The organism is Skermania piniformis (assembly GCF_019285775.1).
Classification (GTDB): domain Bacteria; phylum Actinomycetota; class Actinomycetes; order Mycobacteriales; family Mycobacteriaceae; genus Skermania; species Skermania pinensis.
The window spans coordinates 1,813,293-1,834,271 of the sequence record NZ_CP079105.1; the positions used below are offsets into that span (position 1 = coordinate 1,813,293).

The window sequence follows — 20,979 nt, forward strand, 5'->3', positions numbered from 1 at the left end:
GATGCGCACGTTCCGGGTGATCCAGTGGACCACCGGCAAGGTGGGAAAGCTCAGCCTGCGCGGCATTCTCGACGATCCGCGACTGGAGCTGGCCGGTGTCTACGCCTACTCGGCGGACAAGGTCGGCGTCGACGCCGGGACGCTGTGCGGCCGTCCCGAAACCGGGGTGTCGGCCACCGCCGATATCGACGCGTTGCTCGCGCTGGATGCCGACACGGTTCTCTACACCCCGTTCATGGCGGATCTCGACCACGTGACCCGCCTGCTCGGTGCCGGACTCGATGTGATCAGCACCAACCTGTTTCTCAATGTCGGCGGGATCCGGGGCGACACGAAGGATGCGCTCGCCGCGGCCTGTGCCGCCGGCGGCAGTTCGCTCTACGTCACCGGGATCAACCCGGGCTGGATCAACACCATGGTGACGGCGATGACCGCGGTGTGCCGCGACGTGCAATGCGTGTCGATCGCCGAGTCGGCGGATGTGTCGGTCTACCAGTCGGCGGAGACCTGGCAAGCGCTCGGCTTCGCGCTGCCCGAAGCGCCGCCGGCGGTGCTCGAGGTGGCGAAGCTCTGGTTGAGCACGTTCCGCGACTCCGTCGAGCGGATGGCGGTGGCGCTGGGTTACGAGCTGGACGAGATGCAGTTGTTCCTCGAGCATCAGACGGTGAGCGAGACGGTCGATCTCGGTTGGCTCCGGCTCGAGCAGGGCACGATCGGGGCGTTGCGGGCCCGATGGGACGGGAACGTGGCCGGCCGAACCGTCCTGCAACAGCACATCGCCTGGTATCTGACCAAGAAGCTCAACGGCGGCTGGACCTTCGACGACGACCACTACCAGGTGATCATTCGTGGCGAACCCGAGGTGCGGACCCGGATCCGCTTCGTCCCGCCGGAGAGCTGGGGCAACCACGAATGGGACACGATGACCGCGATGCCTGCGGTCAGCGCGGTCGGTGATGTCGCCGCCGCGCCGCCCGGCATCCTCACGTTGGCCGACGTCGGGCTGCCACGCGCGCCGGCCGGGCTGTGGCTGCGGGACCGGCAGGGAGGGTCGGTCTGATCAGAACCAGAACCCGCCGGTGGCGGCGCCGTCCAGGGTGAAATTCAGGTCTCGTCCGGCGGTGGTGCCGAGCGCGATGGTGGTGGTAATGGGATTGAGCGGCACCCGTCGGCCGTCGGCCGCCGTCGAGTAGATGTCACCGGACGAGGTCGCGTGGTAGGCCTCGGTCCAGTCCGGGGTCGTGACCGTTACCGCCTCGGTGAAGCCTTCCTCGCCGTCCAGCTCGAACTTGCCCACGAACTGCCAACCCCGGTACACATCGACCCGATTGCAGGCCGTGCCCGGCGTGCCGAGTGATTGACCGAGGTGGACCTGCCAGAGCTCGCTCTGGTGCCGGCCGTTCTCCGCGCCGAGTGTCCAGCTGGCACAGTTGAAGTAGTTGTCCGCGTACGGAAACGACGTCTCGCGTAGCTTCACCGCCGAGGCGGCCTCGGCTGCCTTCCATCTTTCGCTCGCCATCGGGAGCAGGACGAACAGGCTCGCCGCGAGCAGGACCGCACCGATGACGGCCGTTCGCTGCCGATATGCCCACGGTCGGACCACCAGAAAGAGCGCCACCGGCACGGTGAGCGCGAGGAGGCCGCCGAGATAGTCGGGGACGAAGTGGTCGAGCAGTCCGCGCACCCGGGGCTCGAAGACAGCAGGGTCGTCTGCCAGCAGCGGGGTTCGGCGCATGAGGAAGTGCCCGACCAGATAGGGCACGAGCACGGTCACTGCCGCTGCGCCGAGCAACTGGAGTGCGGGCCAGTCGTTGCGGGTGCGCCGTCGTCCCGCAGCGCGCAGATCGTTTTGCCGCTGCTCTGCGGCTGCGCGTTCCTGATTCTGCCGGCGCTCATCGGCGGCCTGCCGCGTCTGCCGTGCCTGATCTGCTGCCGCATCGAATGAGACGTCCGCGAGCAGTACGAGGCTCAGCCGTTCGGCCGACTCCGTCACAGCTCGGCGTCCGTGCAGAGTTGGGCGAACCAGTTCGTCTGGCGAGCGATCGTGTTTTCGGGGCGCCCGAGTCGCTCGCGGACGTCCCGTACGTAATGGCTGCTCATCGTTTCGTCACCCGCAGCGAGAAGCAGCGCCCGCCGGATGATCTGGATCCGGATCACGTCGGACATCGGGATGGCGCGCTGATCCGCGAGTTCGGTGGTGCGAGCGGTCAGATCGTGCCACGTCGCGTCGATCATCCGGTACTTCGCACGGCCCGACGAGTCGGCGATCGCACCGATCAGCTCGGCACGGAGCAATGCGTCGATCGTGGCGGGATCGGCGGCGTGGGCCAGGTTGCGCAGGTCCGCCGGAGTGGTCAGCAGGCATCCGCGATAGCTGAGCGATTCGTCGGGCGCAAGCTGTGCGATGAAGTACGTGGCCTGTTCGTCGGGTCCCCAGTGGTTTCGATGTGTCCTGAAGTCGGAGTAGCCGACCCCGGTCTTCACTTCGTCGGTCAGCCAGGTGATCAACTTCTTCGCGCCCCGGCCGGCGAGTGCCCGCGCTGTTTCGGTCGGGTGTGCTGCCATGGCACGACCGAGTTCGGTCGGATCGTCGAATTCGCCGACCCCGGGTACGGCGAACGTGACCGGCGGACGCGGAGGTTGTCCCGGGCCGGCCGGCTGCGCGACCGCCGGCCGGGCAACGGGCGGGGTCCGTCCCGCCGTCCACTCGGCGACCTGGCCGGCACCCCACCGGTCGTCCGGGTTGCGGGTCAGCAAGCCCGTCAGCAGGAGTCGCCAGCGCTTGCGGCGATCGGCCGGGAACGCCAGCCGGTCGATGGCCTCCAGCGACACCTCGCGGGAGATGTGCTCTCGCTCGATGAGGTCGTCGTCCATCCAGGTTCCGTCATCGCGTTGGAAATAGGCGCGTCCGACCAACAGGGTGTAGAGCACCATGCCGACGCTCCACCAGTCGGCCGCCGGGCCTTTGCTGCGCAACAGTTCCGGCGCGTTGTAGGCGGTGGTGCCCTGGCCGAAGTTGCTCAACGACGACCGCTGCCCCAGATCGACGGTGAGACCGAAATCGGCCAGGACCAGGTCGAGCGGCGATTCACGGCGAACCAGGATATTGGCTGGCTTGATGTCACCGTGGACCAGTCGTGGGGGTGTTCCCTGTACCCCGCGCACCGCTGCGGCGAGCCGGCCCACGATCCGCCCGGCCAGTTCATCGGAGACCGCGTCGCCGTGGCGGCCGGCGAGGTCCGCGAGTGTTCCGGGTCGGCAGTACTCCATCACCTCGTAGTGGAAGCCGTGATCCTCGCCGCGTTCGTAAACCTGCACCGCACAGTCGATTGTGAAGTGCTGGCGGTACTTTGTGGAATCGAATCCGATGCGGTACCTCGGCGCGTGGCGATACAACTTGACGGCAAGCTCGTTGCCGACGGCATCGGTGCACAGCCACACCGAGGCCTCGGCCCCGCCGCCGAGGAGGCGGCGCATCCGGTATCCCCGGTCCACCAGTGTGGGTGGAAGATTCTTCCGATGAAAATCTTCCGGGCTCGACGCGGGTGCAGGCGACGGTATCGAGCCCTCGATGCTGGTCGCAGGTGCCGGACCGGATAGCGGTGTCCGATCGGCGTCCAGGCTTGTCTTCGGCGCTCGGTTACGCTTGGTGTAGTCGATCCGGGGGCGATCGTCACCGGGTTCCATCCGGGTGGGTTCAGCCATGATGCTCCTCGATCGCCACGGCGCCGACGGGCCGGATGTACTCCAGCTGCACGATCGTCACGTTGTCCCCGCCGCCCCCGGCGAGTGCCAGGTCGCGAAGACGGACTGCGAGATCGGGCCGGTTTTCGATTGCCAACTCCTCGATCGCGTCCTGTGTTGCGTAGTCGTCCAGCCCGTCGGTGCTCAGCAGCAGTCCGGGCGCCTCGGGCACTGCGCATTCGAAGAAGTCGGGTTCGACGATCAACCGGCGACCGCCACCGAGCGCCTGGGTCAGTACGTTGGTGCCGGACCGGCGATGGTCGACCGTCAGCTGGGCCAGGTAGCGCCCTTCGATGCGGTAGCAGCGGGAGTCGCCGACATTGAACACCAGTGCGCTGCCGTCCGGATGGACGACCGCGCCGACCGCGGTGCATCCCATGCCGGTCAGCTCCGAGCGGGCCCCGGACAGGTCGTTGAGCCGGTCGGATACGTGCTGGATACGCTCGGTGAGCTGGCCGTGCGCGATCCCTGTGGAGACGAACCATTCCGGCGTGCTGAGCATTTCGGCCGCAATTCGGCTTGCTGTGCTGCCGCCGGCGTGTCCGCCCATACCGTCGCAGACCACGACGACCGTCGGCTGGACGACGTCGAACTCGAAGACCAGGGGATTCGCCCGGCCGCCGGTCATCGACCAGCCGTTCCACCCCACGCAGTCCTCGTTGTGCTCCCGCTCGTGGCCGCGGTCGGTGAGCGCGGTGATACGCATCCTCATCGGTCCGGCCAATCCAGCTCGATCGGGACGTCGGAGGCGAACCTGATGGTCTGGTGTGGGAGCACTTCGTACTCCGTTCCCTTGGTGAGCCGGTTGCCGTTCACAAAGGTTCCGTTGGTCGACATGTCGGTGATGTGCAGCCGGCCGTCCTGCAGCCGTACCGAAGCATGGAACCGGGAGACATTGCCGTCGTTGCGCAGCGCGGTGGCGGTCGGTAGGTCGTCGTCGCGGCCCAACATCAGCGTCTCGCCGTCGGCTACGGCGAATCTGATCCCGCGCACGACGACGCCGATGCCCGCCGTAGCGGGTGGAGCACCCGATTCGACTACGGTTCCCGGCGCCGCGCCCGCCGGCCGGGAGTTGGTGTCGGGCAGCGCGTCATCGGGGCTGCGCCCGCACCGGGGGCATTGGAACAGCTCCGTCGGGTCGTAGGTCTCGGCGCACGGGCACCGGACGGTCGCGACGTCGTCTCGGTCGGTCAGGTCAGCCACGATGTCCGTCCCAGCTCTACTCCGCGTTCGGTGAGGTGGTCGCGCAGCTTCGGCAGGTCGCCGTGGTGGGGCAGACCGACCAGCCAGATCGACTCGAGGTCCACATGCACTCCGATCTTCGTCCGTTGCGGCGCGTACGTGCTCTCCAGCGATTCGGCCGGGTAGCGACGCCGCGCGAGTTCGGTCAACAGGTTCACCCGCTGGTTGTCCGAACCGCGCAGCGCGCAGCCGGCGGCACGGCTTGCTTCGTACGGCTCGCTGATCAGGATGTCGACCGACTCCCACAGCCATGGCAGGCCGTGCCGGAGCGTGTCGGCGGATCGGCCCGAATACATCAGCACATCGATCTCGGAATCCCCACGCCACTCGGCGATCCCGGCCAGGAGGCCGAGCAGTGCCTCGGGTTGATCCGTGGGTTCGCCACCCGAGATCGTCACCCCGTCGACCTGCCCGTCGAGGCGCCGCAGCCAGGCCAGGACCGCCTCGACATCGGTGCGCGTCGCGGGGTCGAACGTCCATGTGTCGCGGGATATACAGCCGCGACAGTAGATCGTGCAGCCCTGGAACCAGATCCCCGCGCGGCTCCCGTATCCGAGATTGTCGACCGGAAAGTGCAACCGGGAGAGCAGTATCGGTTCGGTCATGTAAGCGTCACCTGCCAGCCCTCGGCGCTGCGGTCGATCGCGCTGACGGTCCCCGAGACAGCTCCTGGTGGCTGCCCGAACAGCGCTCGTGCAAGCGGATTGACCAGCATGGACTCCACCGTGTTGCTGACGCCGCGCCCGCCGAACTCGAGCTTGGTGAGCGCCTCGGTGACGATCTGCTCGAGTACCTGGTCGGCGACCTCGACCCGAACGCCGGTTTGGTCCTCGACCCGGTCCACGACGTTGCGCACGAACTTCGGTACCAGGTCCCGGGCCACCGACTCGGAGACGAAGTCGAAGACGACGATGTTGTCCCCGATCCGGTTCAGCAGCTCCGGCCGGCCGATCTCCTTGGTGAAGTGTTCGGCAACCGCTGCCCGGATCTTGCGCTCGACGTTGTCGTAGTCACCGGGCTCGACCACCGGAACCCGGTCTCCGCGCGCGTCCACCCGGTAGACCCCGAGATTCGAGGTGAACACGATCAGGGTCTCCGAGAAATACACCGTGCCGCCGGTTCCGTCCGTGAGTCGGCCGTCCTCGAGAATCTGCAGAAACTTGTCCAGGATCCGTGGGTGCGCCTTCTCGATCTCGTCGAACAGGACCAGCCGGAACGGCTGCTGCCGAACCGCGTTGGTGAGTTCGCCGCCGCTGCCGAAACCGGTGTAGCCCGGCGGCGCGCCGATCAGTCGGGCTTCGGAGTGTTCGGAGGTGAACTCGCTCATGTCGAACCGGATGAAGGAGTCGTCCCGCCCGAAGACGAGTTCGGCGATCGACTTGGCCAGCTCGGTCTTGCCGACACCGGTGGGGCCGGCGAAGAACAGCACGCCCTGCGGACGAGCGGCGCTGCTTCGAGTCTGTGCACCGCTGAGACCCATCGCTGCGCGGATCAGGATGTCCAGCGCCTTGCGAGTCGCCGCCGGCTGGCCGAACACGCGCTCACCCAGTAGTGCGGTGCCCGCTCGAATGCGCTTCCGCAGATCGTCCGACTGCCACGGGTTGTCCGGCACGCCGACGCGATAGGTCTGGATCGCCACGTCGATGTCGGCGGCCGGAATCCGCCGGTCGATCGCGAGCCGGTTGATCTCGGACATCGAGCGCAGGGTGAGTCCGTCGGCTCGGGCGGCGAAGGTCTGAGCCAGCTCGGTGAATTCGGGGGTGCCGCGGGTGGGCGCCCGGTCGAGCGCGCCGACCAGGCCGCGTGCCATGGTGACCCGCTGCTGCATGTCCGGCGCCGGGATCGACACGTTCCGGGCCAGTTCCGATCCGGTGAGCCAATGCGGCAGGTCGCTCGCACGGTCCAGCAACCACACGACAGTGTTGTACAGCGGGGTGCGGTGCGGCCCGGGGACCGGTAGCCGCCGCGCTGTCACCATCAGTTTTTCGGCCGTGCTCAGGAGCCGGTGCACGGCCGAGTCGGTGAAGTCCGAACCCGGGATCAGCCGGGACGCGCTGTCGATGACCAGGCAGCAGGGAGTGGGGGAGTGCACGACCCGGCGGATCACTTCGGTGAGCGTGTCGAGCACGCCCTCGTCATCGCCTCGTTCGGTGCGGGCGATGGTCGCGGCGGTGCCGGAGTCGATCGCCGCTCGAGCGCCGTCGACCGGATCGGTGACCACCACATCGGTGTGGCCTGCCGCGGCCAGTTGCTTGACCAGGGCGTCGACCACCGACACGGGCCGAGCGGCGGCCTTGCCGGGCACCGGGACCAGAACGAGATCGCGAAGGTTGCCGGTGACCAGGATCTGCGGATTCGCCGCGAGTGCGACATCGATCTCACGGAGCCAGGCGGGCGCCGATGCGGTCGCGGTATCCACCGAGGTGCTCAATCGGCGCTCCGTTCACGGGTCGTCCTGCGACGATGCGAGCGGGTCTCGCCGGCAACCTTGCGGGTCAGCAGCCGGGGCGATACGACCCCGGCCGGCACCTGTCGGGTGACGGTGGCCGCCACGCCCCGCGCCTGCAGGCCGGAGGTGAAGGCGGGCAGGTCTGCGCACAGCGCCTGCTCGGCTCCGCGATCCTCGGCGCGGTCGGTGCCGGCGACGAGCCGTACCGTGCGCAGATCGATCTCGCCGTCGGCGACCACCGCACGCACCGCATGGGTGGCGTTCCCCGGCGGGAGCAGGACCAGCGACTCGCTGGTCTCCAGCTCGACGTCGGCGACGATGTAGCCCAGTTCCTGCAGCGATGCGGTCACCGCGGCGGCCACGAACCGGCGATCGCGTTCCGGTGTCTCGTGATCGCGTCGTCGATCATGCAGTTCCCGTGCGGCGTCCAGCAACGACTCGGCGTGCGCAGGATCGCCGATGGTGGACTCGGCTCGCGCCAGCAGCTCCAGCACCGGGCCCGGATCGTCGAGCAGCTGCGCCCGGCCGTGCAGTGCGGCGATCTCGGATTGCAGCTGCCGAACGCCCTCGGTCCGGCGATTCGCCTCCGTGACGCGGGCGGACAGGTCCCGCAGGAGCAGTCGGGCCCGCTCCGGGGCGGCGAACAGTAGCGCGTGGCCGGCCGCTTCCAGTTCGGTCGAACGCTCTGCCAACGTAGCAAGGACACGCTGAACCTCGTCGGCATGATCGTGGCGGGCCGGAGCCGGCGGCGGGTCGGCCACCCGCTCGGTTCGAGCCGCAGCCTCGGCCTGCTCGCGCTGCGCCAATTTGTCCAAGGCGCTCTGCATTCCGGCGAAGAGTTCGCGGTTCCGGTCGGCGGCCGATCGTTCGGTCAGCGCGGCTTCCGCCGCCAGCAGCCGCCGCTCGAGTTCGTCGCACGCCGCGTTCGTCTCCGCGGAGCCGGCACGGGCCGGTCCGAGTGACACCCCCAGCTCGGGATGGCCGGCGGCCACGCAGCGAGCCGTGAAAGCCCGGGCCCGCCCTTCGAGGGCGACCCGGCGTGCCTGCGCGGCTTCGGCTGCACGTTGCTCGGCGGCGATTCGGTAACTGATGCCTTTGGGTCCGCTCACGGCGTGACACCCGGTGCCGGGGTGGTCGCGAGTCCCGAATCCGGCTGCGCATAGGCCACTCGATACCGCACTTTCCGTTCGGGACCCGCACCGCTGACGGCGGTCCAGTCGATCCTCGGACTTGCCACCCCGACAGCTGGATTCGTCTGCCGACGCGAATTCTTGCAGACTTCGGTGGCGTCGTCTGTCCACCGTTGGGACGACATCGGTACAGCGACGGCGATACCGCCACACACCGATGTCGTCCGGGGGACCGGGACGTGCTCGGTCGGTATGCGCAAGGACAACTCGTCATCCCCGACCGTGCCCACCCCGCCTGGTGTCGATCTCGGCCTGAACGTCTTTCGGCGGGCGGTGGGCGCTCGCGCCTACTCCGACTTCCTGGCCGATCATGGCGTCGCACCGGCAACCATTCGGACCGAGGCGGACTACTCCCGGATACCGGTCATGACCAAGGACAACTACCTACGCCGGTATCCGCTCGACGAGCTGATCCCCGGCGGTGACCTGACCGACCTCGGCACCTGGTGGACCAGCTCGGGATCGACCGGTCGATCGACCTATTGGGGTGGCGCCGGTACCTCGACGGCGGAGAGCGTCGACCTCTACGACCGGATCTTCCGCCGCAGCTTTGCCGTGCCGGGCCGTTCGGTGTTGGTCGTGAACGGATTCGCGATGGGCAACTGGATCGGTGGGATATACACCTATCTGGCGGCGCTCGGACTCCGGTCACGCAAGCACCGGTTGTCGGTGATCACCCCGGGCATGGACATCGAACGGATCCTGGACAACATCGCCACGCTCGGGCCGCATTACGATCAGGTGATCCTGACCGGGTACCCGCCGTTCGTCAAGGATGTGCTGGACCAGGCACCGGATCCGGTGCTGCACCGGGACCTGCGCCTCTTGCTGGCCGGCGAGAACGTCACCGAGGAGTGGCGCGACCAGATCCTCGGCCGCATCGGCCGGGCGGATTCCGCGGAGCATACGACGCTGATCTACGGCACGGCGGATGCCGGCGTGATGGGGAACGAGACCCCGACCACCATCGCCGTGCGTCGGCTCGCCCGTGCCGATCCGGCGCTGTATCGGGCTCTGTACGGGGCGGCGCCGACCCAGCCGACCTTCGTCGAGTACGAGCCGGCCTACCGCTGCACCGAGGCGGGCACGGACGGGAGCTTGCTGTTCACCGCGGATACGCCCATCCCGCTCGTGCGATACCGGATCAACGACCTCGGACGGGTGATCTCGGCGGCGGAACTGGACGCCGTCCTGCGGGCCCACGGCCATGACCTGCCGATCGCGACGTCGAGCCGGACCGCCGGCTTCATCGCGCTGCACGGTCGCACCGACGTGGCTGCCACCTTCTACGCGGTGAAGCTCTACCACGAGTCGGTGCGACCGGCCATCGAGGACCGGGCCGCCGCGGGCCGGCTGAGCGGAAAGTTCGTCCTCTCCGGAGCGGTAGACGCAGACTTCGAGCAACACCTGGTGCTGGACGTGGAGTTGTGCGTCGGCGGGTCGGGCGGCGACGCCTTGGCCACGTTCGTGCAGCGATCGGTGGTCGACTCGCTGCGCCGAACCAGCACCGAGTACCGGAAACTCCATGACACCCTCGGCGAGCGTGCCGAGCCCAGGGTCGAGTTGCATCCCTACGGCAGCGATCGTTTCCTGCACGGACCCAAGCATCGCTGGACGGCGGCGTCTTGATCGCGAGGGATCCTGATCGCGAGGGGTCATGGTCACGGCCCGGACCGGCGCGCTACTGTTGCCGATCAGTAGCTCCGTACGAGGTGGATGTGACGAATCGGGTTTGGTGGCTGGGGTTCTGGCCGACCCAGTCCGCGGTCCACTGGTGGTTGACCAGTCGCGTCCTCGGCGACGGCGCGGTCGGCCTGGTCTCACGGCCACTGTCCGGTCGGATCCCGTCGGCAACGGTGCAGCCCCTGCTGGGCAGGCTGGTCGACGCTTTGGCGATCGGCGCCGCGACCGACGACGGGCGCCGTGGTGCGGTCTGGACCGGGGCGCTCGCCGAACCACGTGCCGAGCGGGCACTCGCAGCAGATCTCGGTCGGGTGCTGCTTCCTCCGGTGCTGACCGCCGCGCTCGGGCAGGCGGGCCTGGACGAGACGGTGGTGATCGCGCCGGGCCCACTGCTCGCCCGGGTGCCGTGGGAACTGCTGGCGGTCGACGCGGCCGGCACCCGGCTGGTCGAAAAGGCCCGGATCCGTGGTGGTCTCGGCGCCGCGATCCGGGCGGCCGACAGCGGCCGTACCGCCCCTGCCGCCGGCGCGGTTCGGGTACTCGATCCGGGCCCGCGTTCGGCCGCTGCCCGCGCGCGCGGCGGAACCTATGCCGGATCGGTGCCGGCGCCGGTGTTCGGCCCGGCGATCGACGACCGGTGGTACGACGCCATGGGCCCGGAGGACGACTATCTGAACGAGGCCGACACCGGGGTCCCGGTCACCAAGGATGCACTGTCGGCGATGCTGAGCGGGCGAACGTGGCAGCGAATGTTGTACTACGGGCACACGATTGCCGGCACCAGTACCGCACCGGCGGCGGCCGGGCTGGTGCTCGCCGACCCCGGCACCGGTGGTCCGTTCGAGCCGTTCGTCGCTGCGGAGTGGATCCGTGAGCCGGCCCGCTGGCCAGCGCCGGAACGGGTCGGGTTCGTCAGCTGCCATAGCAACGACACGCACCTCTACGAGCAGATGGGGTTGGCTATGGCCGCCGTGCGAGCGGGGGCGCGGGTGGTGACGGCGACCCGCTGGTCATTGCCGACCGATATCGCCGTCGGGGTATCCGGTGCCACGCCGACCACCGACCTGGCGTTGGCTGTGGACACTGCCCTCGGCGCGCCCGACCCGGTGGACACGATTCGGCACTGGCAGCTGGGCAGGCTGTCGGACTGGCGCACCGCCCCGTCGCCGGCGACCGCGCCGCTGCTGTGGGCCTCGCCGACGACCTATCAAGTGTGTGCGCTCGCCGGGAGCCCACGATGAACGCCGGTCCCGCCGAGATCGAGGCCGAGATCCACCGGCTGCTCGAACAGGCCCGCTCGGTCGGTGACGAGCAGGAGTGCGCGGTGCTCACCGGCGGCCTCGGCGACCTCGCGTTTCAGGCTCATGACTGGCGGGGCGCTCGCGCGTACTACGACGAGGCGCTGCGCACCCTGGACCCGGCGAGCGGGTACTACGGCGCGTTCCACGGCGATCGAGGCGGCGCGCGGGCCCAGCTGCACGACCTCGACGGTGCGTGCGCCGACCTGGCCGTCGCGATCGAGCGGGCCGAACGCGACGGTGACCAGCCGCACCTGCTGATCTGGCTGGACAACCTCGCCCAGATCCGGCGGCAGCAGGGCCGGGTCGCCGAGTCGAACCAGCTGCGCGAACGGGCGGATCGGCTCCGTTCGGAGGTCGCCGCCGAAGACGAGGACCTCGAGGGCAGATACCAGGATCTCGCGGTCCGGTTCGAAGCCGGCGACGTCGATGAGCAACTGCACGATGCGCTGATCGATCTGCACGAGGCGTTCGCCGAGCGGGACAGTCCGCACTGCGTCGCGGTGTTGGGTCTGCTCGCGCTGGTGAAGTACCGATTGGGGGACCGGGACGACGCGATCGAGCTGGCCTACGAGGTGCACGATCTGTTCGTCGAGCTCGGTGGTCGGGTCGCCGCCGCGCAGTCGCTCGTGAACATCGGTGGGATGGCGGTGCTCGATGGCGAGCTGGTCCAGGCCCGGGCGATCATGACCGATGCGCGCGACAAGCTCGTCGCGGCCGGCGCGCCGGCCGCAGCGGCGATTGCGGAGCGCAATATCGCCCTGATCGACCTGAGATCCGGACTGCCCCAGGGTGTCTCGCCCGATGTTGCGGTCGAGGAGGAGCGCGTGGCTCCGACCGACGGTGCCGCGGCCTTCGAGAATCCGGCGGTCGCGGCCAGCGATCTGGCCACCCGAGGGGTGCGCGAGCTGGTCGTCGGCCGACTGGACGAGGCCGTTGCGTTGCTCACCCGCGCCCACGACATCTGGTGCGAGATCGGTATGCGGTACCAGGCCCACGGTGCGCTGTACACGATCGCGACCGCCCAGATCGACGCCGGCCGGTTCGACGAAGCGGAGCGACTATTGGATCGCCTCGATCCCCGGGTGGACCCGACCCTGGCCGGGGCGATCACCGTTGCCGAGGCGGAGGCCGACGTCGATTGCGCCCGGGGCTTCATCGCGATCGCCCGTGGACACCATCGGGAAGCGGAGCGGTTGCTCCGGGACGCCGCGGCGCGGTTCGCCCAACTGGACAACGAGAACAAGGCGTCGGTCGCTCGGGCCCGACTCGGTGCTGCGCTGGTCCGGGGCGGAGCGGAGTCGCCCGAACGGGCCGAGGAGGGTCTGCGTGAGTTGGTCGCGGCCCGGACCGGCTTTCGGGCGGTCGGTGCGCACGGCGACGCGGTCCGGGCCGACCTGGAGTACGCGTTGGCGTTGCGTGGGCTGGGTCGGCCCACGGCAGCGTTCGACGTAGCGGTATCGACGCTGCTGGACATCGACGAGACCCGCTATGACCTGGTCGTCGCGCGCGACCGGGACAGCTGGCGAGAACGGCACGGCGTGGCCCAGACGCTCGTCCTGGATCTGGCCGACGAACTCGGCGACCCCCGCCGCGCGGCGGAGCTGATGGAATTCCTGCGGGCGAACGCGCGGCCCGCCGATGTCGATGTGGCCGATCGCGGTGCCGTCGACCGGCCCGATCCGATCTCGCGGTTGTCGTCGTTCGGTGGCGGTGACCCCGACCCAGGTCCGGCGACCGACCTTGCCGCGGCGACACAGTCCCCGTCGGTACAGTGGGACGGCGTGCTGACCCTGCTCGACACCGGTGACCCGAGCCGGATGCGGATCGCGGCTCCGCCGCCGATTCTGATGCCGTGGGGACCGTTGCTCGCCGGCTACCTCCAGCCGTCGGCCGATGCGGGTGAGCCGATGGCCTGGGACGTCCAGATCGCGTTCCGGTGAGCCGCCGGGAGGCGGTTCGATGACCTCGGTGGCGGACTACGTCGGCGAGTGGGCAGCGGGTCATCGGCGAGAGATCGAAGCGGCTGGCACCAGCGTCGGACGGTTCCGGACGTCCGCCCACACCCGGGCCATCGAAGCGATCTTCCGCGATCGACGGGTGGCTGTCACAGCGCAGCAACAACTCTCATCGGAACTGGCCACCACGGTGTGGCCGTTGGTGGCCGCCGAGTGCGTCGCCTGGCTCACCGTTGTCGAGCGGGGCGCGCAGCTGAAGGCATTGTTCGTCGAGCGCACGGATCCGCTCGTCGGAGCCGATGCCGAACGGGCGCAGCTGAGGCAGAAGTTTGTGGACAACCGGATATCCGACCGGCGGCGCAACCCCCGGGGGGTCGAGGAGAACGTCGCCGAGCTGGTGGCGGAGTTCGAGCGTGCGATCGCCCGCACGGCCGGCGATCCGCTGGCGCAGCTCAGCCGGATCCGGGCGCAATCCGATCGCTCGGCGGAATGGGCAGCGGCCCGGCAGATATGGTGCACCGCTGCGGGGTTCGTGGCCGACGACGGTGACCTCGACGACCTGATCCGGCCGGCCGCCGAGGTGTTGCTCGGCGCGGTCGAGCGCAGCCCGGCCGGCCGGCAGGCGAGCCTCGCGGAGCAGGTGACCGCCGCTGCCGCGCGGATCGACTGTCCGTTCGGGATCATGGACCCGGCGAAGCGGCGGTTCATGATGGTCGGCTGGTTGCTCGTCCATGCCGAGTCGACCGCCGACTCGGTCACCGCGGCGGCGGATTCGGCTGTCGAGGTGGATCGGGAGGACTCGCGGCAGCGGGTGGCATGGGCCTGTCGTCGTTATACGGACGGCACGCACGACATGGTGGGCGGGATGGATCTGCTCCGGGTTGCCGCCGCGACTCCCGGCGTCGCCGCCGTTCCCGATCATGCGCACGGTTGGCCGGAGGCCGCGCTGGACGGCGTGGGCATCGACGAGAGCATCCGCGGTGTGGTCGGCGAAGCGGTGCCGCTGCACGACCGGACCTGGCAGCAGCGGCCCTGGAACGGCCCCGCCGTGGTGCTGCGCCGACACTTGGCCGAGGAGAACATCGCGACCGGGGAACACCCGGCGTTCATTCGGGAGTGTCAGCGGGACATGGTGATCCGGTTTCGGCAGCAGCTGATCCGAAGTGAGCTCGACGGGCCCGCAGCGGACTTTCCAACCGTCCTGGCGGTGCACGGCATGATCAAGGTGATCGGGCAGCGAGCCTGGCTCACCATGATCAAGAAGCAAGTCGAGGCGTCCGTCCAGCAGACCCGCTACTGGGTCGCAGCAAGCTCGGCCGGATCCCACGCCCCGGATCCGGCCGACGCTGTGCTCGAGGATCCGGGGTCTGCTGACGAGCTCGGCGACGGATGGGCTGTGTTGCTGTCGCGGATACTGCCGATGGATCGGATCCCGGAGCACGTGCAGGCGGATCCGCGAGCGATCCATCACGCCCGGCGGTTCTTGGCCCAGGTGCGCGGTCGTGGCGCGGTCCGGGCGCACTGGGGCCTACCCGCGGGTGCCGATCTCGACTTCGACGAGGCGCTCCGGTGCAGTGTGCAGCAGGCCTGGGCGCCCGGCTCGGTGGGCGAGCGGCAACGGCAACGTCGGGAGCGGGAGGTGCGGCAGACCCGCGCGCTGCTGATCAAGATGGTCCGGGCACAACTCGAGGTCGGTGCTGGGCGATGACGAATCCCGCCGGAAACATCCGGTACGTCCGGGACGACGAGGGTGCGCAGATCATCGGTCCCGGCGCGGGTCCGGCTGCGTCGGTTCGGGTGTTCCTCGCCGGCGGAGTGAGCGTCGTCCTCGATCCGTTGCGCCCCCGCGTACCGCTGCTCGTCGAGTTCCCCGACGCCGACGAGCAGGCCGAACTGGTGCTTCGCGAACTGCTCGGTGATGCCACGGCGGATTTCCGCTCGGTCGGCACGCGGGAGCTGGATCTGCCCTCCGGTGACTGGTGGTGGGGCGTGGTGGAGTGGGCCCGGGTCGAATGGCTCGCGATCTGGTCGCCGAATCGGCTCGACCCGCAGTTGCTCGATATCGACCGGTTCCGTTGTGCTGCCCGGGCCGGCGATCTCGCCGATCCGGACCGGTGCGAGGAACTGGCCGCCGCGGCGGCGGAGCCGATTCGAATGCTGGCGGAGCGAGCGGCTGGTGGCCGATTGACGCCGGTCGCGGCCCTGGCTGTGCGCGCTGCGGTCGAAGCGGCACGCGATCATCTGCCCGGCATCGAACTGCCGGATCCGTGGCCGGAGTCGAACGGCGAGCCCGCCCCGGATCGGCCGGTGCGCGCCCGGCTCTGGGACGTGGTGCGGGCGGTGGCGCGGCAGGGGCAGGCGGCCACCCTCGGGGAATCCGGCCGGGAGCCGCCCGATTCGGTCGCCGTGCGCCGCAGCTCGGCCGACTGGCGCTTGATCCCGCCCGGAATCGTCGACCTGGCCGAGGACACGATCGTCGCCAGGGCGGCCGGGGACTCGATCGAGATCACGATTCCGGCGCTCGGTGGCGCAGCTCGTCGATTGGATCCCGACGTCGACGACGGCTACCTGATGGCGAGGGTCGTCGGGACCGACGCGATGCCGATCGGCCAGTGCGCGCTCTACCCGGACCGGACGATCGCGGAGTACCGGGGCCGGGCGGTGCTGGATCGGCCGTCCAGCGGCACGGACGTGATCGACGTCTTCCTCGTATCCAACCCGAGGCTTTCCGAGACCGATCCGGTCCGGCGACAGCTGCAGCGGGTGCGCCGCTGCGCCGCACGGGCGTTGGTCACCGAACGCCTTGCTTCGATCGGATTGGTGGAGTCTGCCCGCTGGGGCGAGGTCGCGGCATTGTGGGCGATCGTGGCCGACGAAGCCGCTGCGACCTCGTCCGACGGCCGGGACCGCTGGGCAACCGAAGCGATGGCGCTGCAGATAGCCGCACTGGAGCGCGCCGGCAGTGGCCGGGCACGCATGTTGCGTAGCCGGAATCCGGGCCTGCCCGAACCAGCCGTCGATCGCCTGGCGTCGCCCACGCTCGCGGAGCTGGATCTGTTGGGCTTGCTCGACGCCGCCGGCTCCGGCGGAGCCCGGCCCGGTGCGTAGGTCCGGGGTCTACCACTCGTCGAGTTGCACGATCCCGTCCTGTACCACCCGCACGAACAGATCGCACTTCGTCCTGGCGGGCCGTCCGGCTGCGGCGTACTTCCGGCGGATCCGCTCGATGTGGGTACTCACGGTTGCCGGCGAGATGTAGAGCCGGCTCCCGGTCGTGCCCTTGGAGTCGCAGCGCAGCCAGGTGAGCAGCACCTGCTTCTCGCGTCGGGTCAGCGTAGGTCGGCGTGCAGCGCCGGGGTCTGTGGTTGTCATCGGAGGGTTCGCCTTTCCCGGTCGAGTGGTCGGGCGCGGCCGCATGTCCGGCGCGCTCGACTACCGAGCAGGTCCAGGCCGAATGACCGACATGGATGTTCGAGTGATCTACATCACAAATAGATGGCGGAGCAGTCCGGAGTCGACGCCGAGGGTGGCTGCGGTTGCTCGGGCGGTGGCCGAGTCCTTGCCGAGGAACTCGCCGACCGAGGCGCGAAATTCGCGCACCGAGCCCTTGGTGGCGCGATTCCGGTCAGCGCTGCTCGCATGGGGGCGGGCGGCGAACAGTGTGCGGACCCGGATCCGCTTAGTCCCGCCGGAGAGCTGGGGCGGACACGATGACCGCGATGCCTGCGGTCAGCGCGGTCGGTGATGTCGCCGCGGCCCCGCCCGGCATCCTCACGTTGGCCGACGTCGGGCTGCCACGCGCGCCGGCCGGGCTGTGGCTGCGGGACCGGCAGGGCTCGAACCAGGCGATCGGAGCGGCCGAACGTCAGGAGTCCGGATAGGGTGCTCGGACATGATGGAGGGCACGCGCGTTGCGGTACCCGAGGATCTCGACTCGGTCACCACCGCCGGAATCGAACAGGCAGGCGGGATCGCCGTCGACGAGATCTGGCGGTCGGTCCAGGACTGGTATCGGACCGGGCTGCACCCGGCGATCCAGGTGTGTCTGCGGGTCGACGGTGCGGTCGTGCTCGACCGCGCTATCGGACACGGGTGGGGCAACGCCCCGGACGACCGTGCGGACACCGACCGGGTGCTCGCCACCCCGGACACACCGTTCTGTGCGTATTCCGCGGCCAAGGGCATCACCACGGTTGTGCTGCACCTGTTGGCCGAGCGGGGGGTGCTGTCGCTGGACGACCGGGTAAGTGACCACATCCCGGGATACGAGCGCAACGGCAAGGGGGCGACGACCGTCCGCCACGTGCTAACCCATTCCGCCGGCGTGCCCTTTCCCCAGGCGCGGGTCGGCCGGCTCGACGACATCGACGATCCGGCGGTCGCGGTTGACGGGCTGGTGCGGATGAAACCGCTGCATCGACCGGGCGCGTTCCATATCTACCATGCTCTGACGTTCGGTTTTCTGACCCGTGAGATCGTTCGCGGTGCAACCGGAAAGAGCATCCGCGAGATCCTGGCGGCGGAGATCCTCGATCCGTTGGGGTTCCGCTGGACCAACTACGGTGTCGTACCCGAGGACGTCGCCGCGGTCGCGCCCGCGCACGTGACCGGCATCCGATCCCGGCAGATCGGTCAGGTCGCGAAGCTGGTGCTGGGTGCCGACTTCGAGAAGACCATCGCGATTTCGAACGATCCGCGCTTCCTGACCGGGGTGGTGCCGTCCAGCAATACGGTCTCGACTGCCCGCGAGCTGTCCCGGTTCTACGAGCTTTTGCGGCGGGGCGGCGAACTCGACGGTGTCCGGGTGATCCGGCCGGAGACCGTGCGCCAGGCACGCGTGCAGTCGATGCGGCTGCGTCCGGAGCTGGTGAATATGGGCCGGCCGGTCCGGATGGGCCAGGGCTTCATGCTCGGCTCCAGCCGGTTCGGCATGTTCGGTCGTGGCACCCCGCAGGCTTTCGGCCATCCCGGATTGGTCGAGGTGCTCGGGTGGGCGGACCCACAGCGCGGATTGGCCGCAGCGATCATCTCGTCGGGCAAGCCGTTCATCCAGACCGGCAGCAAGTTCCCGGCGGTGCTGGACCGGATAGCGGCGACGGTGCCGCGGTCTGCGTAGGTCGGCATCGAGGTCGAGGACTCGGGTGAACTGTTGCCCGCTCCCTCAGCGCCGGCGATTCATCAGGGCCAGGGTGGCGTCGGCGGCGTCGAGTTCGATCCCCGGGGTCACGCCGGCCGAGGCGGCCAGCTCGGCGATCAGCCCGACGTCTTTGCGCAGCAGGTCGCCGGCGTGCTGGGCCAGCCGGTCCAGGGTGCCGCCGGCCGAGACGATCCGGCCGAGCGCGAAGCTGTTCGCGGTTCCGTGGGTGATCACCTCGCCGAGCCGTTCCGGGGCGACGCCGAGTTCGGTGCCGAGCCGTAGAGTGCCCTGCGCGGTCGCGAGGTTGGCCGTGAACAGCACGTTGTTCAGCAGTTTTGCCATCTGGCCGGAGCCGACCTCGCCCAGATGGACGATCGGGTCGGCGTAGGTGGCGAACACCGGCCGGGCCCGCTCGACCACATCGTCCGGTCCGCCGACCATCACCAGCAGTCGCTGCTCGGCGGCCGCCTGACCGCCACCGCTGACCGGCGCGTCGATCACCGAGACACCCTGGACACCGGCTAGTTCGGCCAGTTCGCGGCAGGTGTCCGGATGCACGGTGGAGTGGATCGCCAGGATCGAGCCCGGCGCCAGCCCGGCGAGCACGCCCTGCTCGCCGGTCACCACCTCGCGGACGTCGGCGTCGCCGACGACGCATATCCCGACCAGGTCACTGGTTGCGGCGAGGGCGGCGGGGGAGTCGGCGACGGCCGCCGCGGTGTCGGAGAACGGTTCCACCGACACCGGGCGGCGTGCCCACAGTGTGGTCGGATAGCCGGCCTCGGCGATCCGTCGTGCCATCGGCCCACCCTGGCTGCCCAGTCCGATGAATCCGACCCGCATCACGCCACCTTCTCGGCATGGGCAGGGGCGGGGCGGTAGAACACAGCCAGCAGACCGGCGGTCGCGAGCGCGCCGAGTCCGGCCGCGGCCGCACCGCCGGCCCAACCGTCGACGACGATGTCGGCGGCGTGGTCGATCGAGGCCCGGCCCGGGCCCAGCATGGCGAGTGCCACCGCGGTGACGGCGAGCACCAGCACGTACTCGTAGCCCTCCTTGAACACGAAGAAGCCGTTCGGTCGGTGCGCCAGCAACCCGGCGACCAGCATCACGCCGACCACGGCGGCGCAGGCGAGCGGGGTGAGCAGGCCGAGGATCAGCAACACGCCGGCGCCGATCTCGGTGACCACGCTCATCCATGCCTGGAACACACCGTTGCGCAGGCCGAGGCTCTCGAACCAGCGTCCGGTGCCGGCGATCTTGCCGCCGCCGAGCCAGTGGTTCACCCCGTGCGATATCAGCGTCACACCCACTACCAGTCGTAGCAGCAGGAGCGCGGTATCCGTCGCTTCCATTCCGATCATCCTTCCGGCGGTGCCGTTTCGGCCGTCACGATGCACTCCTCGACAAACGACAGCACACCCAGGTGGTAGGCCGCGGCGGTGTACCCGACGCTGGTGTTGTGGGCGGTGCCGAACTGCCGATTGAGCACCACCCGGGGCGCCGCGGTGAACAGGGCACCGACCTCGGCCAGTCCCGCCGGATCGCTGCGCCACACCCGTTCGTGGTCGCCGACGGTGAATCGCACGGGGATTCGCACCCGGGCAGCGAGCTCGGGGAAGTCCTTGTTCGGCCAGTCGACGACGCCGGTCGCTTCGATCCGCGGACCGGGTACCGCGATCGCGCCGCCACGGAGCACGTCCGGCGGATAGAGGTGGATCGGGTTCCAGATCAGGTCACCGACCCCGGGCGGCCGGGGGTTGTCCGGACTCACCGAACGGAGCAGCTCCATCGCATCCGGGTGGTACTCGCGGCCGGTGCCGGCCAGCTCGAGCCCGATCAGATCGCGGTAGCGGACATCGGTCGCCATCCGCAGCGTCAGCTCCGATCCGGCCGAATGCGATAGCAGGAACAAGCCGGCGCCACGCGGTAGCCCGGCCAGAAGTGCCTGTACCGCCCCGAACATCAGATCGACTCGGGCCGCCGGGGTGGCGAGCCGGTCGGTGAACGGTGCCGATGCCCCGTAACCCGGCCGGTCCGGCGCGAGCACCGTGAACCCCAGTCGGCGGGCCAGGCGGACCAGCGACAACTCCGGATGGCCGGGATAATCGAAGTAGGCGCCGGTGGTGGCGCCGCCGTGCAAGGCGACGAGCACCGCTCGCGGATCGGGTGACTCCGCCAGCAGCGCCGACACCGGGATGCCCGCGACGTCGACGACCACCGATTCCGGTTCGGGAACACCGGTATCGGGGAGCTCGGACCGAGTCAGCGTCATGAA

Annotated in this window: 18 protein-coding genes and 1 pseudogene; 8 read left to right on the forward strand and 11 right to left on the reverse strand. The window is 69.4% G+C overall.

The window, feature by feature from the left end; translation table 11 throughout:
* Position 1: 1 nt before the first annotated feature.
* Complete coding sequence (locus KV203_RS08405) at positions 2 to 1,060, forward strand: NAD(P)H-dependent amine dehydrogenase family protein (RefSeq protein WP_066468250.1); 1,059 nt, start codon at positions 2 to 4, stop codon at positions 1,058 to 1,060.
* Here the strand turns inward: KV203_RS08405 and KV203_RS08410 are convergent, their stop codons facing one another.
* The 7 genes from KV203_RS08410 to KV203_RS08440 all read right to left on the reverse strand — a co-directional run bounded on the left by KV203_RS08410 (position 1,061) and on the right by KV203_RS08440 (position 8,544).
* Entirely contained in the window at positions 1,061 to 1,993 is a 933-nt protein-coding gene (locus KV203_RS08410) for a hypothetical protein (protein WP_066467895.1), read from the reverse strand.
* Positions 1,990 to 3,477, reverse strand: coding sequence for a serine/threonine-protein kinase (locus KV203_RS08415; RefSeq protein WP_169797469.1), 1,488 nt, complete (start codon positions 3,475 to 3,477; stop codon positions 1,990 to 1,992). Before KV203_RS08415 ends, KV203_RS08410 begins: the two co-directional genes overlap by 4 nt.
* A 220-nt stretch (positions 3,478 to 3,697) precedes the next feature.
* Complete coding sequence (locus tag KV203_RS08420) at positions 3,698 to 4,456, reverse strand: PP2C family protein-serine/threonine phosphatase (protein ID WP_066467900.1); 759 nt, start codon at positions 4,454 to 4,456, stop codon at positions 3,698 to 3,700.
* Complete coding sequence (locus KV203_RS08425; protein ID WP_066467901.1) at positions 4,453 to 4,947, reverse strand: FHA domain-containing protein; 495 nt, start codon at positions 4,945 to 4,947, stop codon at positions 4,453 to 4,455. Before KV203_RS08425 ends, KV203_RS08420 begins: the two co-directional genes overlap by 4 nt.
* The gene (locus KV203_RS08430) at positions 4,935 to 5,591 is read right to left on the reverse strand and encodes a 4Fe-4S cluster-binding domain-containing protein (RefSeq protein ID WP_066467903.1); all 657 of its coding nucleotides are present in this window, start codon (positions 5,589 to 5,591) and stop codon (positions 4,935 to 4,937) included. Before KV203_RS08430 ends, KV203_RS08425 begins: the two co-directional genes overlap by 13 nt.
* Complete coding sequence (locus KV203_RS08435) at positions 5,588 to 7,417, reverse strand: AAA family ATPase (RefSeq protein WP_066467905.1); 1,830 nt, start codon at positions 7,415 to 7,417, stop codon at positions 5,588 to 5,590. The genes KV203_RS08430 and KV203_RS08435 overlap by 4 nt, the downstream gene beginning before the upstream one ends.
* Positions 7,414 to 8,544 (reverse strand): hypothetical protein, encoded by a 1,131-nt coding sequence (locus tag KV203_RS08440; RefSeq protein ID WP_066467906.1) that lies wholly within the window; start codon positions 8,542 to 8,544, stop codon positions 7,414 to 7,416. The genes KV203_RS08435 and KV203_RS08440 overlap by 4 nt, the downstream gene beginning before the upstream one ends.
* Before the next feature lie 303 nt (positions 8,545 to 8,847).
* Here KV203_RS08440 and KV203_RS08445 point away from each other — a divergent pair, with 303 nt between their 5' ends.
* The 5 genes from KV203_RS08445 (at position 8,848) to KV203_RS08465 (ending at position 16,672) form a co-directional block, all read left to right on the forward strand.
* Positions 8,848 to 10,254 (forward strand): phenylacetate--CoA ligase family protein, encoded by a 1,407-nt coding sequence (locus tag KV203_RS08445; protein ID WP_218821023.1) that lies wholly within the window; start codon positions 8,848 to 8,850, stop codon positions 10,252 to 10,254.
* Between the two features lie 89 nt (positions 10,255 to 10,343).
* Positions 10,344 to 11,549, forward strand: a complete 1,206-nt coding sequence (locus tag KV203_RS08450; RefSeq protein ID WP_169797470.1) for a CHAT domain-containing protein — start codon at positions 10,344 to 10,346, stop codon at positions 11,547 to 11,549.
* Positions 11,546 to 13,549 carry a hypothetical protein gene (locus KV203_RS08455; RefSeq protein ID WP_066467915.1) on the forward strand — a complete coding sequence of 668 codons (2,004 nt, stop codon included), beginning with the start codon at positions 11,546 to 11,548 and terminating at the stop codon, positions 13,547 to 13,549. The genes KV203_RS08450 and KV203_RS08455 overlap by 4 nt, the downstream gene beginning before the upstream one ends.
* Before the next feature lie 19 nt (positions 13,550 to 13,568).
* Positions 13,569 to 15,272, forward strand: a complete 1,704-nt coding sequence (locus tag KV203_RS08460) for a hypothetical protein (protein WP_066467917.1) — start codon at positions 13,569 to 13,571, stop codon at positions 15,270 to 15,272.
* Entirely contained in the window at positions 15,269 to 16,672 is a 1,404-nt protein-coding gene (locus KV203_RS08465; RefSeq protein WP_066467919.1) for a hypothetical protein, read from the forward strand. The genes KV203_RS08460 and KV203_RS08465 overlap by 4 nt, the downstream gene beginning before the upstream one ends.
* Positions 16,673 to 16,681: 9 nt before the next feature.
* On the opposite strand, the gene KV203_RS08470 is transcribed toward KV203_RS08465, so the two are convergent.
* Positions 16,682 to 16,936, reverse strand: coding sequence for a LuxR C-terminal-related transcriptional regulator (locus KV203_RS08470; RefSeq protein WP_066467921.1), 255 nt, complete (start codon positions 16,934 to 16,936; stop codon positions 16,682 to 16,684).
* Between the two features lie 289 nt (positions 16,937 to 17,225).
* Here KV203_RS08470 and KV203_RS08475 point away from each other — a divergent pair.
* A pseudogene (locus KV203_RS08475) lies at positions 17,226 to 17,445 on the forward strand (hypothetical protein); the annotation flags it as partial.
* Positions 17,442 to 18,680, forward strand: a complete 1,239-nt coding sequence (locus KV203_RS08480) for a serine hydrolase (RefSeq protein WP_373279207.1) — start codon at positions 17,442 to 17,444, stop codon at positions 18,678 to 18,680. The pseudogene KV203_RS08475 and the gene KV203_RS08480, both read left to right, overlap by 4 nt.
* Positions 18,681 to 18,725: 45 nt before the next feature.
* Here the strand turns inward: KV203_RS08480 and KV203_RS08485 are convergent, their stop codons facing one another.
* From KV203_RS08485 to KV203_RS08495, 3 genes are read right to left on the reverse strand one after another with little or no spacing between them, the layout of a single operon-like run.
* Positions 18,726 to 19,544, reverse strand: coding sequence for an NAD(P)-dependent oxidoreductase (locus tag KV203_RS08485; protein WP_066467923.1), 819 nt, complete (start codon positions 19,542 to 19,544; stop codon positions 18,726 to 18,728).
* Positions 19,544 to 20,056 (reverse strand): DoxX family protein, encoded by a 513-nt coding sequence (locus KV203_RS08490; RefSeq protein WP_066468253.1) that lies wholly within the window; start codon positions 20,054 to 20,056, stop codon positions 19,544 to 19,546. Before KV203_RS08490 ends, KV203_RS08485 begins: the two co-directional genes overlap by 1 nt.
* A 5-nt stretch (positions 20,057 to 20,061) precedes the next feature.
* Positions 20,062 to 20,976: an alpha/beta fold hydrolase gene (locus KV203_RS08495; RefSeq protein WP_066467925.1), complete on the reverse strand. Its 915-nt coding sequence runs from the start codon at positions 20,974 to 20,976 to the stop codon at positions 20,062 to 20,064.
* Positions 20,977 to 20,979: the final 3 nt, after the last annotated feature.